Origin of the sequence: Desulfocucumis palustris, assembly GCF_002933875.1 — a bacterium.
Classification (GTDB): Bacteria; Bacillota; Desulfotomaculia; order Desulfotomaculales; family Desulfocucumaceae; genus Desulfocucumis; species Desulfocucumis palustris.
In genome coordinates, this window is sequence record NZ_BFAV01000030.1 from 16,259 (window position 1) to 29,624 (window position 13,366).

Below are 13,366 nucleotides of genomic sequence, written 5' to 3' on the forward strand. Positions count from 1 at the left end.
GAGGAGGGGGCTGGGGCATGTCCTTTATACGGGGGCAACACTGCCTGCTCAAAACAAGTGCAGGGGAAATATGGGATATATTTTTAGAAAACAATCTGTTAAAATACAGATTTTTCGCAGCCGGGTATCAATATCCTCCAGCACCGGAAACCATGATTGACACGGCAGTGGTGGACTATAGCGCTGTTATCGACACCTCTGACAACCTGCACCTGGTTTGTATTTTAAAAACCGGAGAGTTGAAATATTATATCGGCCATCCAGGACGGAACTGGAACAGCACCGTGCTGGCTGAATTTGACACCAAGGCCCAGTACCTGAGGTACCTGACCCTGCTGCTGACTCCCAAAAGGGTGCATATTTTCCTGCTGACCTCCAGCATGATGAACTCCTTTATATGGGCTATCATGCACTCCTTCTGGAACGGCAAGGAGTGGAAGGACCAGCAAATAGGGGAAATTGTCGCGGGTAAATACGTAGCGCCTTTCAGTGTTGACAAAGACAGCCAGGAGAACATGCACTTCATTTATACCAGTGCCGTGGGGGGAAGATATTTCGAGGCGCATTACAAAAAATTTAATAAAGATTTTGACTTGTGGAGTCATACCGAAAAAATGAGCAATCTGCCCGACAACGTGTTGGAAGTGTTCGGGCTGATTGATAAAAACGACACCCTGCATGTGGCCGCCAGCGGTATTAATGGAGGGGACAATAAACCCAATATAAGCTACAGAAAGCGCAAGAATGTAATCAAGCATAACAATCCATGGGAAAATATGATCATCATATCCAATTCGTTGAAAAACGCCGGCAGGCCCATGCTGTCGTACCGGGACAACGATTTGTACGTCTTTTGGAGGGAACAGACCCATTTCATGTATAGCCTGTCCCGGGACTGGGGCGCTTCCTGGAACCGGCCGGCAGTGGCTGATATGTCGGGAAGGCCGGCGGTGTTTTCATTTAAAAGCAATTACTATTTGGAAGCTGATAGGGTCAAAATCCCCCTGGTTCCCGGAGCATCCGGCAGTGTCCTGCAAATGTTTGTGGACGAGGAGCGAAAAATAGTGCCTGCGCCGGTGGTAAGGGAAATACCCTTTAACAGATTTACTGTTGAGCCTGTGGGGCAGGAAAAACCAAACAACCAGGCTCCTGAAGTGAACATGGCGTTATCGGCACCGGCGGCCGGCGGGCCTGGCAATTGCCCGGAAGCCGGCATCCCCGGGGATGCCGTTCCGGGGGACGCCGGGGTGGAGGCAGCCCCGGCCGGTTGCGAAAGCCCCGCAAGCGGCGGTGAAGAACCCCCGGAGGCCCTTATACAGGAAACGGAAGAGGGTGCGGAAGACCGGGGAGACTCCGGGGAAAGTGAAGATGAATTGGCAAGGCTGGGCCGGGAGAGCTCGGAGATAAAACTGGTGCTGGAAGATTTGCGCTTTGACGACCAGCTGTTATGCATCACGGTGGAAGAGGTTGAGGGCAAGTTATCCAGGATGGATCAGGGGCTCCAGGCCGTTAACCGGTCGTTGGAGAGTATGCACCGGCGATACGAGGAAATTATTTCGGGATTGACGGAAAAAATTCAAACCGCCTTTAGGGAAAGCGATGCCGTTAACTCAATAAAGTCGGATTTATCCGGTGTCCGTAACTGCCAGGTAGAAATAGACGACAGGCTTAACGCCCTGGCCATGAAAGAGTCGCAGTCGGACAAAGTCCTGGGGGAGATGGAAAAAAGCCAGCTGTCCCTAAAGGATGACATTGCCTTGCTGTCCTCAAAATTTAACGGGCTGGAGAAGACCGCCGGCGAAGATGCCCTGCAGTTGAAAGAAGAAGTAAAAGACATTGCCGGGGGTTTAACAAAACTGTTCCGGATGGAAGAAAGTATAAATAACCTGTTTCGGGAACTAAAAACGGAACAGGATGATTTGAAAAAAAAGGTTGAGGAGCTGAGCAGCGGTCAAAACCGGATAGAAGGCAATATTGACCAGGTTAATAAATCCAGGGAACAGATTGAGGCGGAAATAAAGGATAAACTCACTTCTTTGGACGGCGGGCTTTTAGAAAATCAGGCCAAAATTAGAGAGCTGGACAGTCTTTTTGACGGCGCCAGGAGCGAATTGGCGGAACTGGCCGGGCAAATTGCAGGGAGCCACAGCCGGGTGGGGGGATTGTCGCTTCAGGTTGTGGACAGCCAAATCAAAATTGCCGAACTGGAGGGGCGGATTGCGGATAACAACGACGGGCTGGAAGAGCTGTCACGGCGCGTGGTTGAGAATCACAAAATATTGTACCAGGAGATTAACCAGCAAAAGGAAATAATAGACTCAATGGACGGGAGAATAGAAAACTATCTAAAAGAGCAGGAGGAACTGCACCGGGATTTATTAGAGACCCAAAAAAGAGTGACCGCGGTGGAAGCCGGGCAGGAGGAGCATTTGAAGGCCAGGGTGGAGATCTACCGTGAAATTAAGGAATTGAGCCGGAATAGCGAGTCCCAGCAGGAGGAACTGCGGCGGCTGAATGACGCCGGGACCGGGCTTAGCGGAGAAATTAAGGACTTGGGCCGGAATTACGAATTCCAGCAGGAGGAGCTGCGGCAGCTGAATGCCGCCAGGGCCGAACTTAACGGAGAAATTAAGGAGTTAAGCCGGAATTATGAGTCCCAGCGGGAGGAACTGCGGCAGGTAAATACCGCCAGGGCCGCCCTGGAAGGGGAGATGAACCGGATAGCCGAAGAGCAAAAAAGGGATAGTCAGCTTGCGGAACAATCCTTAAAGGGTATGGGGGCCATGTTGCGGTCGGAGTTCCAATCAGAACAGGATAAAGTTGAAAAACTGATGGGAGAAATAATTTCCGGGCAGTTTTCAATGAAAAAATTATTTGAAGGTTTGCGGGAAGAACATGAGAAAGTCAGGGATGAGAACATTTTATACCGCCAGGAGCAGGCCAGGAGCCGGGAGGAGCAAATCAGGGAAATATTTACCGGCATGCTGGAGTTGAAAGAGCAGGGCAAGCTCCTGCTGTCCCAGGTCAAATCCATACAGACAAAACAGGGAGAAAGCGCAAAAAGCATCGTGTCCCTGGAGTCAAAGTATAAGGAATTGCAGGAACATCTGACAAAGGTGGAAAAGGAACAGAATTTAATCCAGGAGGAGCTGGCCAGGCAAAGAAACAGCGGTCTGTTCAGGCGGATATTCACCGGGGGATAAAGGGAAGAGGATACGGCTTCCCGGATTAGCCGGCTAAAAAGATATCACCCCGGGTGGGGGTGATATCTTTTTCATTGCTGCCGGTGGCAGCTGTGCTGTTATTACAGATCTTCCAGTTGCGGCGGGAAGAAGTCCGTGGGGAACGGTGTCTTGACCGGGTTGAAGAAGGTGGCGCACACATCCACTTTTCTTTCCGCAAAGGGCTCGCAGGGAGCGGGCTCCGGGCAGAAGCCGAAGGCCGGCACCAGCAATTGAACCTTGCCCACAACCTTGATTACCAGGAACACGCCCACTTGAATCACCAGGCAGCAATCCACCACGGTGGGGGTGCACAGAAGCTCGGAGCGGGTCTCGGTGACAATGTTGAGATCCACTTCGTCCCTGGCCGGCGGTATGAACAGCACAATATCTTTCTGTATATCCGGCAGGGTGCCGTTAACGGTGATGGTCCTTCCGGTGCCGGTGTCCAGCAGGGTGACGGTAAAGGCTATGGATATGGTCATCCTGACCCTGAAGAAGTTGGGCCTGCCAGGTATGGGAGTAATCGACAGGCTTCCCGGCACTATGGTGCCGTTAAAGAATTTAATGTCCTGGAATATAAAGGGACCCGTGCCGGATAAGGGTATATTAATTTCCGGGAAGCACTCCCTTTGCTGACAGCTGGTATATACCTTATCCACGATGATGCAGACGGACTCTCTAATTTCCTCCAGTACGTAAGGGTCGAGCAGGTCAATGGGTTCTCCGGGGCTTTCCGGTGAGCCCAGCGGGCCTATGTCGATGCCGTCGGGGCCTCCTGCCAGGGCAATGCCGGCAAGGGTGGCTATGACAGTATTGGTGGCGGTATCTATAACGGAAATGGTGTTGTCGCCAAAATTGGTCACAAAAGCTCTTACAGTGGCTACTTCCGGGTTGGTATCAAAAGCGATGCGCAGCGGGGTTGTGCCTACGGCTATGGTGGTAACCGGGGTAAAGCTCAGGGTGCTGATAACCGTTACAGTGTTGGATAGACTGTTGGTAACATAGGCAAATGTCCCGGCGGGATTGATTCTCACCGCATTGGGCCCGGTACCCACAGGTATCACGGCAATTACGGTGCCGGTAACGGGATCGAATACGGCAACGGTGTTGGCGGAAAAACAGGCCACCCAGACTTTGCCGTCCGGTGCTATATCGATAAAACGGGGATCCGCGCAAATGGGAACATTAGTTACCACACCATTGGTTAAGGCATTAATGATGGTTAAAGTGCCGCTGCCGCTGTTTGCCACTATAACCCTCTGATCATCTGGTCCTACTGCCACACCTATGGGAGCGATGCCTACGGGGACGGTGGCCACCACCGCGTTAAGAGCGGTATCTATTACGGACACCGTGTTGTCGCCGGAGTTTGTTACATAGGCCCTGGTGCTGGTGGAGTTGAATGCCACGTCCGCGGGGGCGTTGCCTACCGTAATGGTAGCCACGGGGGTGTTGGTGGTTGGATCAATAACCGTAACGGTATTGCTGGCGTTATTGGTAACAAACACCCTGGCGCCGCTGGGCATTAGCCTCACACTGTTGGGGCCCGGTCCGGTGGGAATCCTGGTAAGTATGGTGCCGCTTAATGAGTTGAGCACTGCTACTGAGTTATCTGCTGGATTGGCAACGTAGGCACGGAAACCAACTAACATAATTGTGCCTCCTTTTTTATTTAATTTTATTTATTTACCCTTTAGGGTAATTGGCTAACGTACGGTTTTTAAATCTATCCCATCCTTCCGAGGTGGTGTTTTATTACATATTATGAGTGTTAATTGAAAATGTTACTTAATCAATTGAAAATTTTGGCGTAACAGATAGAACTGTCTCATAGCCCCTTAAAGTTTCCATGGCGGCATTTTGCCATAGATAATTATTACTTATATGGTATTTTAAGGAATTCTGTTGTTTGTCCGGCAGGTTTAGTGCCCGGATTACCGCATCCCGTATTGACATTGTATCTCCGGGGTCGCAGTAGGTTGCCAGGTGTCCGAAATATTCGCCTGCCGTTCCCCTGTCGGTGGTGACTATCCTGCAGCCGGCCAGACCTGCTTCCAAACTGGCCAATCCCGGTGTCTCAAACCAGCTTGGCAATACATGCGCCATAGCCGCCGCATACAGGCCGGGCAGCTGCCGGTGCTCCACCTGGTTTAACATTAGGACTCCGGGGTAAGCGGACCGGCACCTGGCGGCGTATTCCCTGTCGTTGACCGGGCCGGCCAGCACCAGCACAAGGCCGGTGCCTTTAAGCGCCTCAGCCAGCCCCAGCTGGTTTTTCCTGGGGCAGATCCTGGCCACACACAGTATGAAATCCCTGAAACCATGCAACCGGTAAAATTCATCCGGGTCCCCCAGGGCAAAAATCTGGTCCGCCCCGTTTGGAACAACGTGACAGGGCGCCGCCCCCGGGGTCTGGCTTTTTATCAGCTCGGCCTCGGCCCTGGAGTTCGGCAGCAGCAGGTTCGCCCCCCGGAAAATAGCTTTGCGCATGGCCTGGGAATTTACCCAGTTGTTATACAGCCCTTCAGGGCTGTCCGGGCAGCGGCAAAATTCCGAGAAGTCCCAGTAAATGGTGGAAACCACCACCGGCTTATTTTGTTTTTTGGCGTTTTTGAAAAAGTTATGGGTTTCTTTTACTCTGGTGGTGTTGAATAAATGAATTATGTCATAATGGGAAAGATTGGTGGGTGAGGCGCTGATTGTTACTTCGGCACCCAGTTTTTCAAGATATTCTTTTGTTTTTATTACTTGTATACTGTCTCCGGCAATATTTTTCAGGTAATCAGGCCTTGTTTGAAAAAGTACTCGCAATTTCATTTAAAAATCCTCGTAATAAAGTGCTTCTTAAATTTCTTCGCTGAGGAATCTCTTCATTTCCTTTGCCCTGGCAGGGTAGGTGTGTTTTTTATAAACCTCCTCCTGTCCCGCCCTGGCAATCCTTTCCCGCAGGTCACCCCTGGGAAGATAGTATTTGACCAGTTCCAGGGTCTCTTCGGCTGATTTGCTCCATACCAGGTGCCTGTGGTTGATAAACAGATTTTCTATGGCCGGGGTCCACTGGCTTAAGTGAAAGGTCCCGCAGCCCAGGGCTTCGAAGGTGCGCATGCTCATCATGGTGGGGGAGCTGTCAACGGAGTGCAGGCCCAACACTATTTTGGCGGAAGAATATGCGGCCGGTAACATTTCGTAGGGCAGATAACCGCCGTAATGGCGGCTGTTCAGGGTAAGGGGTCTTTTACCGTCCACCCACCAGCGGTTGCCATAAATTTTCAGGTCAAGGCCGCTGTCTATCAGCGGCTTCAATATACTGTCAAGTCCCCGGATACGGGCCGCGTATTTATGGTAGTTGTTGCCCACGAATATTATGTCGTGCTTCAATTCATTCAGAGGCGCGGCTCTTTTATGGAAAGAAGGCAGACAGGCAAACTGCATGTGCGCGGCCCGTATACCGTGCCGGAGGTAGAGGGGGAGGCAGTCAATGTCCGTGGTAAACACGTATTTGGCCCTGCGGGCCAGGTGCAGGGAGAAGTTTTTAAATTCCACCGGATCGTCGATGGCCCAGAAAATCAGGGGTACATTAAATTCATTCAAAACCGGAAAAAGAACCTGGTAAGGTTTTAATATGGCTGTTCCTTCCACCACAACAAAGTCCGGCCGCTGAAGTATCAACTGCTCCCGGAAATATTCGGGGTTTTCTTCAATGTTCCCCGGCACTTCAATAATGGCGGCATCTTCCCCGGCTTCGGCCAGCCCTGCCGCCAGACCGTATTTTATTATTGGCGGGCCGTTGACAAAAAGAAACTTCAACGTCAATCCTCCTGCAACCGGACTTTATGTATAATATGCATTTCCGGCTTAATGTGACTTTGTGCCGGTATGTATGAAAAGAATAAAGTAGATGTTATTAATTGGAATAGTATGAAGTTTTATGCAATGAGATTTTTTAGCGGCATAAATTTCCATCCGCTAAATAATACCGATAACAGGCAGGTTTAAAAAAACGTATTGAAAAACTTATTGATTTGAGTTGTCCACCCGGGTACTTTTTAAGGCTTGTCGCATAGTATGGAGGTATGGGGTGATTAGTCTGAAGGTCTTATCATTGACTAATGAATTTGAAGAGGAAAGCTTTGGCGGCGCCGGAACAGCGGCAACAGGAATGTTGTATATGCTGGATCGTCTGGGAGTTCGGCAAACGGTGATTGTGCCGCGCAGTGATTGGAACACACCCGGTTGGACTCTGCGGGGAAAACAAATAAAAGTGCTTGGATTGCCGCGTAATTCCCATTATTTCGGCCATTTGGGCATGATCAAGGCTGAGCTGGTAGGCGAGGAATTTCCCGAACTTATCCAAGAGTGGGATTTAATTCATATTCATGCCATCAATTTTGCCTCCCTGGCTTATTCCCTTTCAAAAGGCTTGATTCCAATTCTTTATTCAGTTTATTCTTTTTTGCGCAAAGAGTTGGGAGACCGGTCCGAGGTTGAGTTACAAGCCCAATTTAAAGTTCAGGAAGAACTCCTTATGCGCTGCCGGCGCATTCATCTCATCAGTCAGAGTGAAAGAAACTATCTGGCGGGTCATTTTCCCGGGTGCCTTTCCAAAACGGTAGTTTTGTCCCTGGGCGTTTCTTCGCCGCCGGAACGCTGGCAGCAAGGAAACCCGAATGAGTTTCTTTATGTCGGCAGGCTGTTGGAATATAAAGGGATAGAAGATTTAATCATGGCCGTGTATTTAATACGGCAAAGCGGGCGAAAAATTCATTTAAATATAATCGGCAGGGGAGAAGACTGGTATGAAGAAAAATTAAAACAGCGTGTTCAGTTTATGAAGCTGGGGATTTACGTTCAATTCCTCGGCTGGAAAGCAAATTCGGAGGTAAGGCAATGGATGGGACGCGCTTCCGCCCTTATTGTTCCCAGCCGGCGTGAGGCCTATGGCCTGGTAGCCCTGGAGGGAATGAGCCTGGGGATTCCTTTAATTACTTCAAGAGCGGGGGGACTGGCGGAATTAGTTTCTCAGGACTGCGCCCTATCCTTTGAAGCGGGTAATGTGCAGCAGCTGTCGGAGGTTTTAATGATCGCCTTGAACAATCCTTCTCTTTTAAGGGCATTTGCCGAACGGGCCCGGGATAGAGCTTTGGGGTATGAGTGGGAGCAGCTTGCCCCAAGATACTTGTCTGCCCTGGAGCAACTGAAACGGTGAATGGTGTTTTTGAGCCGCAAAAAATTATATCCGGGCTAAAAAATATCGGCACTGTGCGGAACCTCTGGAAGCAGGAGCGCCTCTCCAGGGTTATGCCGGACAATGGCCGATACTTTTTTAGCTTTTTTTGTCGTCTAAAAGTACTTCTGAAACATGTCTGTTTTTAGGGGTATTTTACAGTATTACAAAGTATTATCCCGCCGGCAGCCTGTAAGACCCCGTCCTTGAAGGTCGGGGTCTTACAGGCTGTGTAGCCCGAAATTATAAGGCCGGGGGACGCACCTGACTTTGCAGCAAAGGTTTAGGGTCGGAGGAATGTCCCCAACCTACGGCCGGTGGGGGAATAACCCCTTCCGGCCAAGGCTCGCTTATATCTCCGTCAAAATGGATATAAGCTGAGCCGCGGTGCGCTGCCAGGTCCAGGCCCTGGCGGTGTTCAAGCCGGCGTTGGCCAGGATCTGACGTTCATTGTCATTGGTCAGCAAACGGTGCATTGAGTCTGTCAACAGGTTTATATTGCTGGGCGGGACAACAATACAGTTTTCTCCGTGACTGGCATAATCACGATTTCCCCCGCAATCAGTGGTTATTACCGCCGTGCCGCAGGCCATTGCTTCCAGGGGAGGCAGGCCAAAGGCTTCGTAATAAGAAGTATAGACAAAAAGATCCGCTCTTGCATATAGCCGGGCCATCTCGTTGTCACTATCCGCAGTTACGATTGTGTGGGGGAAAGAGAAATTAAAATCCCCCGGCTCCGGGTTGACAAGGTATACATCAAAAGCGGGAAATCGTTGATATAACCGTGTGCACGCCTCCAAAAAATCCTGATTCCCCTTCCAGGTATAGCCCGCCCCCCGCATGATGTAAAAAATATTTTTGCGGCCTGTTTGGCTGGAGAGCTTGGGATAGGGATGGAAAAAAGCGGGATCTACTCCACCGGAAATTACCGAGCTGTTTTGACCGACTTGTGAGAGGACAATTTGGCGTTGCCACTGGGAGATTGTTATAATCGGCACTCCTATGTAATAGGTTGCTTTTGACACTTCCGGGTTGGGAATGCATAAAGGTTCGTAGACAAGGCTCAGGCGGACAACCCGCCCCTTTTTGGAGTGCCAGGCGGGCATAACGGTTAAGTAAAAATTGGGAAGAATAAAATCAGCCGCAGGGAAGCACTCCGGGGTCAACTCCTTAACCCGGGTAATTTTAGCCCGTACAGGCCATTCCATGGCGCCTCTTTCCGGTATGATAAATTCCACATCATGCCCCATATCTACCAGTGCGTTACCCATCTGGTACAGAAAGCGGGCCCCGCCGCCTATTTCCAAACTAAGCGCAGGAATAACTATTTTCATTATTACCCCTCCCAGTCAGTGGTTTATCTCGCTAACAGCCTGTAAGACCCCGTCCTTGAAGGACGGGGATAAACAGGCTGTAAAGCTCGAACTAAGTTCGCTCTAAGGGTTCGGAAGGGGAATAACCCCTTCCGAATCCAAGGCTCACTTATATCTCTCCGGCAGCCTGCGCTATTCCGTTCCCGGAGGCTGTGGATTAACAGGCTGCAAGTATCGGAACCTAATGGATTAGTAAAGATTGCTCATAATGTTAGTATATGTTACAGCCCTCTCCGGTGTGGCAATGGGTGTCAGATAGACAAAAACTGACATACGATATATCAATTACCGCAGATGGGGGATGGGAGAGCGTGATGTGGGAGCAAAAACAGGTCCTGGTCACGGGAGCCGGCGGATTTATCGGCAGTCACCTGACAGAGGCCCTGGTCAGGGCAGGAGCTAAAGTTCGTGTATTTATCCGTTACAATTCCGGAAACGGCCGTGGCAACCTGGAGGATTTAGAGCCTGGGGTGCTGGAGCAAATCGAAATAATTGCCGGAGACTTACGTGACACCGATGCCGTCGAACGCTCCGTAAAGGGGTGTAACGCTGTTTTTCACCTGGGTGCTTTGGTGGGAATCCCTTATTCTTATAAAAACCCCCGGGAGGTTGTTGAAACAAATATATTGGGTACGTTCAATATACTTACAGCCGCAAGGGACCATGGAGCGGAGCGGGTCATCCATACCTCGACCAGTGAAGTATACGGGTCCGCATGTTACGTTCCCATTGACGAGGCGCATCCCCTTCAGGGGCAATCACCATATTCAGCCAGTAAAATAGGGGCGGATAAGCTGGCCGAGAGTTTCTATGACAGCTTCGAGCTGCCGGTGGTTACCATAAGACCCTTTAATTGTTATGGACCGCGGCAGTCCGCCCGGGCCGTCATTCCGACACTTATTACCCAGGCCCTTGCCTGTGAGGAAATACGCCTTGGGAATACGGAGGCACTGCGTGATTTTACCTATGTAACGGACACCGCCCAGGCCTTTATTAAAGCGGCCGAGGCCCGGGAAGCCTTTGGCAAGGTTATTAATGTCGGTTCGGGTAAAGAAATTTCCATTGGAGAACTAGCCCGGATTATTTTAAATTCAGTACAGAGCACGGCAAAAATTGTGACGGACGAGAGCAGGATACGCCCGAGCCGAAGTGAGGTCAACCGTCTTTTAGCGGATAATCGTGCAGCCAAAAAGGTGCTGGGCTGGGAACCTGCCGTTTCACTGGCAGACGGGGTTAAAAGGACTGTGGACTGGATTGCCGCCCACCTTAATCGCTTTCAAATAGGGAAGTACCAGATGTGAACCACCCCTCCCTTCGCGAGTAAGGAAAGCTTAGAATGGGGACTTCCCGGCGGGAAAGTTAAAATAAATAAATGAAGAGGAATAAAATGCAAAGCATAATATTAGCTGGTGGGAGAGGATCACGGCTTAATCCTTATACGCAAATTTTGCCTAAGCCGCTTTTTCCCATTGGAGATAAACCCATCGCGGCGATTCTTGTTCAGCAGCTTCACAGCGCGGGGTTTGATGAAATAATCATGTGTTTGGGATATCTGGCAGATCTTTTAAGGGCTTACTTCCGGGATGGCAGCCGGTTTGGCGTGCCTATCCGTTATTCTGTTGAAACCGAACCTCTGGGAACCGCAGGCCCGTTGAGAAAAATTAATAATTTAGAGGACAATTTTTTAGTTGTCAATGGCGATGAATTAACCACCCTGGACTTTAGAGCGCTGTATCAATACCATTTGGAAAAGCAAGCGGATATGACGGTGGCTGTACAAAAGAAGACCACCATTACGTCGGTGGGAGTATTGGAGGTTGCAGACGGAATAGTGACATCCTATTCGGAAAAACCGGCCCGCAGCTATTGGGCCAGCATGGGTATTTACGTTATAAACAAGGATGTTCTTTCATTAATTCCTGTTGATAAACGGTTTGATATGCCGGAGCTGGTTCAGAGACTTTTAGAAGGGGAGGCCAGGGTTTTCAGTTATGAAAGCCGGGACCTCTGGTTTGACATTGGGACCATGGCGGATCTTGAAAAGGCGCAAGAGGAGTTCGGGGGGTGAGGAATGTCCCCAACGCAGGTTCGGAAGGGGAATAACCCTTTCCGAATCCAAGGCTCACTTATATTTTGCTTTTTTGAAGAAGAGGGTAACAGGCTGGCAGGCCATGGTTGTTTCCCTCTTTTTCTTTTTTTGGGCTGATTGTTATTTTTATTTGGGACTTTCTCAGAAATAGGAGATATGCCAGCCCTCCGCGTTCAAAAAAACTTTAAGTTTTTTGAGCGCGGATACCGGCTGTGGATTATTTATAAAAAATTACGCAGAAAAAAATGTAACAAAAATAGGTAAAAATACATAAAATGCGTAAAACCCATATTTTAGGAGAAGGGTGATGCATCTCATTTTACAAGGGTCTAACGGGATAATGGCGGTTGCTGAAAAGCACAAGCTAACCGGAATTACAATATGTTAAAAAATGTAAGGAGACGGGACAATGGCTTCATTAACTACCGGATTGATTGAAAATACACCGGTGGCCGGTGTGAGACCATCATCAACATTAACAGTAAAAATAACAAATGACGGCACCGTTGCCGCTACCATTCAAATTAACGGGTTTTTCGTGACAGGGGCCGCTAAGACGCCGTATGTCCTGGAACTTTTAACCTTGTCCCCGGGGGAAGTCGTGGTCAGGACATATTTTGCGGAGTTTGATGAATTTGAATTTCAGTTCATTACCAATCCGGATACTGTAATCATTTCGGCCTGGGGAAAAGATGCCGCCGGTAATTTAACCGAGGCGCATAGAATTGTGGCTAAAGAAATCAGCTCATTCTAAAAAACATCATATTAAAATTAAGGAGAACGACAATGGCTTTATTAACCACCGGATTGATAGAAAATACACCTGTGGGCGGTGTAAGACCTTCCACATCATTTACTGTAAAGATAACAAACGACGACATAAGTGCTGCTAACATACAGATTGACGGTTTTTATGTGCTAGGTGCCGCAAAGATATTGTATGTGCTGGAACTTTTAGCCTTGTCTCCGGGGGAAGTTGTGGTCAGGACATATTTTGCGGAGTTTGATGAATTTGAGTTTGTGTTTACCACCAGTTCGGACGCCGTTATCATTTCGGCCTGGGGAAAAGACGCCGCTGGAAATTTAACAGTGGCTCACCGACTGGTAGCTGAAGAACTGGAGGAAATAGGTCCAACAGGAATAACAGGTGCCACCGGAGCCACAGGTGCCACCGGAGCCACGGGCGCCACCGGAGCCACGGGTGCCACGGGAGCCACAGGAGCCACAGGAGCCACAGGAGCCACGGGTGCCACCGGAGCCACGGGTGCCACGGGAGCCACAGGAGCCACAGGAGCCACAGGAGCCACGGGTGCCACAGGAGCCACGGGTGCCACGGGAGCCACAGGAGCCACAGGAGCCACGGGAGCCACAGGAGCCACGGGTGCTACGGGAGCCACGGGAGCCACGGGTGCTACGGGAGCCACGGGAGCCACAGGAGCTACGGGAGCCACGGGAG

9 protein-coding genes and 1 pseudogene are annotated in these 13,366 nt (G+C 50.0%); 6 read left to right on the forward strand and 4 right to left on the reverse strand.

Annotated features, from left to right (window positions below; genetic code table 11):
- The first annotated feature begins 17 nt into the window (after positions 1-17).
- Complete coding sequence (locus DCCM_RS03010) at positions 18-3,203, forward strand: coiled-coil domain-containing protein (protein ID WP_104370988.1); 3,186 nt, start codon at positions 18-20, stop codon at positions 3,201-3,203.
- Positions 3,204-3,304: 101 nt separating this feature from the next.
- On the opposite strand, the gene DCCM_RS03015 is transcribed toward DCCM_RS03010, so the two are convergent.
- The 3 genes from DCCM_RS03015 to DCCM_RS03025 all read right to left on the reverse strand — a co-directional run bounded on the left by DCCM_RS03015 (position 3,305) and on the right by DCCM_RS03025 (position 7,031).
- Positions 3,305-4,876, reverse strand: a complete 1,572-nt coding sequence (locus tag DCCM_RS03015) for a YVTN family beta-propeller repeat protein (protein WP_104370989.1) — start codon at positions 4,874-4,876, stop codon at positions 3,305-3,307.
- A gap of 136 nt (positions 4,877-5,012) precedes the next feature.
- Positions 5,013-6,041: a glycosyltransferase family 4 protein gene (locus DCCM_RS03020; RefSeq protein ID WP_104370990.1), complete on the reverse strand. Its 1,029-nt coding sequence runs from the start codon at positions 6,039-6,041 to the stop codon at positions 5,013-5,015.
- 27 nt (positions 6,042-6,068) lie between these two features.
- On the reverse strand, positions 6,069-7,031 hold the full coding sequence (locus DCCM_RS03025; protein ID WP_104370991.1) for a CgeB family protein: 963 nt from the start codon (positions 7,029-7,031) through the stop codon (positions 6,069-6,071).
- A gap of 271 nt (positions 7,032-7,302) precedes the next feature.
- On the opposite strand from DCCM_RS03025, the gene DCCM_RS03030 reads away from it, so the two are divergent.
- Positions 7,303-8,430, forward strand: coding sequence for a glycosyltransferase family 4 protein (locus tag DCCM_RS03030; RefSeq protein WP_112787731.1), 1,128 nt, complete (start codon positions 7,303-7,305; stop codon positions 8,428-8,430).
- 368 nt (positions 8,431-8,798) lie between these two features.
- Here DCCM_RS03030 and DCCM_RS03035 read toward each other — a convergent pair whose 3' ends face one another.
- Complete coding sequence (locus DCCM_RS03035; RefSeq protein WP_104370992.1) at positions 8,799-9,782, reverse strand: glycosyltransferase family 4 protein; 984 nt, start codon at positions 9,780-9,782, stop codon at positions 8,799-8,801.
- A 353-nt stretch (positions 9,783-10,135) separates the two neighbouring features.
- On the opposite strand from DCCM_RS03035, the gene DCCM_RS03040 reads away from it, so the two are divergent.
- From DCCM_RS03040 to DCCM_RS03055, 4 genes and pseudogenes are all read left to right on the forward strand, one after another.
- Positions 10,136-11,122 (forward strand): SDR family NAD(P)-dependent oxidoreductase, encoded by a 987-nt coding sequence (locus tag DCCM_RS03040; RefSeq protein WP_104370993.1) that lies wholly within the window; start codon positions 10,136-10,138, stop codon positions 11,120-11,122.
- Positions 11,123-11,208: 86 nt separating this feature from the next.
- Positions 11,209-11,889, forward strand: coding sequence for a sugar phosphate nucleotidyltransferase (locus tag DCCM_RS03045; RefSeq protein ID WP_104370994.1), 681 nt, complete (start codon positions 11,209-11,211; stop codon positions 11,887-11,889).
- A gap of 430 nt (positions 11,890-12,319) precedes the next feature.
- Positions 12,320-12,664 carry a hypothetical protein gene (locus DCCM_RS03050; protein ID WP_104370995.1) on the forward strand — a complete coding sequence of 115 codons (345 nt, stop codon included), beginning with the start codon at positions 12,320-12,322 and terminating at the stop codon, positions 12,662-12,664.
- A 32-nt stretch (positions 12,665-12,696) separates the two neighbouring features.
- Positions 12,697-13,366, forward strand: a pseudogene (locus tag DCCM_RS03055) (hypothetical protein); the annotation flags it as partial.

What these genes read in the sequence shown, in the direction of transcription:
- DCCM_RS03040 (WP_104370993.1), top strand. Translation starts at nt 10,136, where the DNA reads ATGTGGGAGCAAAAACAGGTCCTGGTCACGGGAGCCGGCGGATTTATC.
- DCCM_RS03050 (WP_104370995.1), top strand. Translation starts at nt 12,320, where the DNA reads ATGGCTTCATTAACTACCGGATTGATTGAAAATACACCGGTGGCCGGT.
- DCCM_RS03035 (WP_104370992.1), bottom strand. Translation starts at nt 9,782, where the DNA reads ATGAAAATAGTTATTCCTGCGCTTAGTTTGGAAATAGGCGGCGGGGCC.
- DCCM_RS03015 (WP_104370989.1), bottom strand. Translation starts at nt 4,876, where the DNA reads ATGTTAGTTGGTTTCCGTGCCTACGTTGCCAATCCAGCAGATAACTCA.
- DCCM_RS03010 (WP_104370988.1), top strand. Translation starts at nt 18, where the DNA reads ATGTCCTTTATACGGGGGCAACACTGCCTGCTCAAAACAAGTGCAGGG.
- DCCM_RS03045 (WP_104370994.1), top strand. Translation starts at nt 11,209, where the DNA reads ATGCAAAGCATAATATTAGCTGGTGGGAGAGGATCACGGCTTAATCCT.
- DCCM_RS03020 (WP_104370990.1), bottom strand. Translation starts at nt 6,041, where the DNA reads ATGAAATTGCGAGTACTTTTTCAAACAAGGCCTGATTACCTGAAAAAT.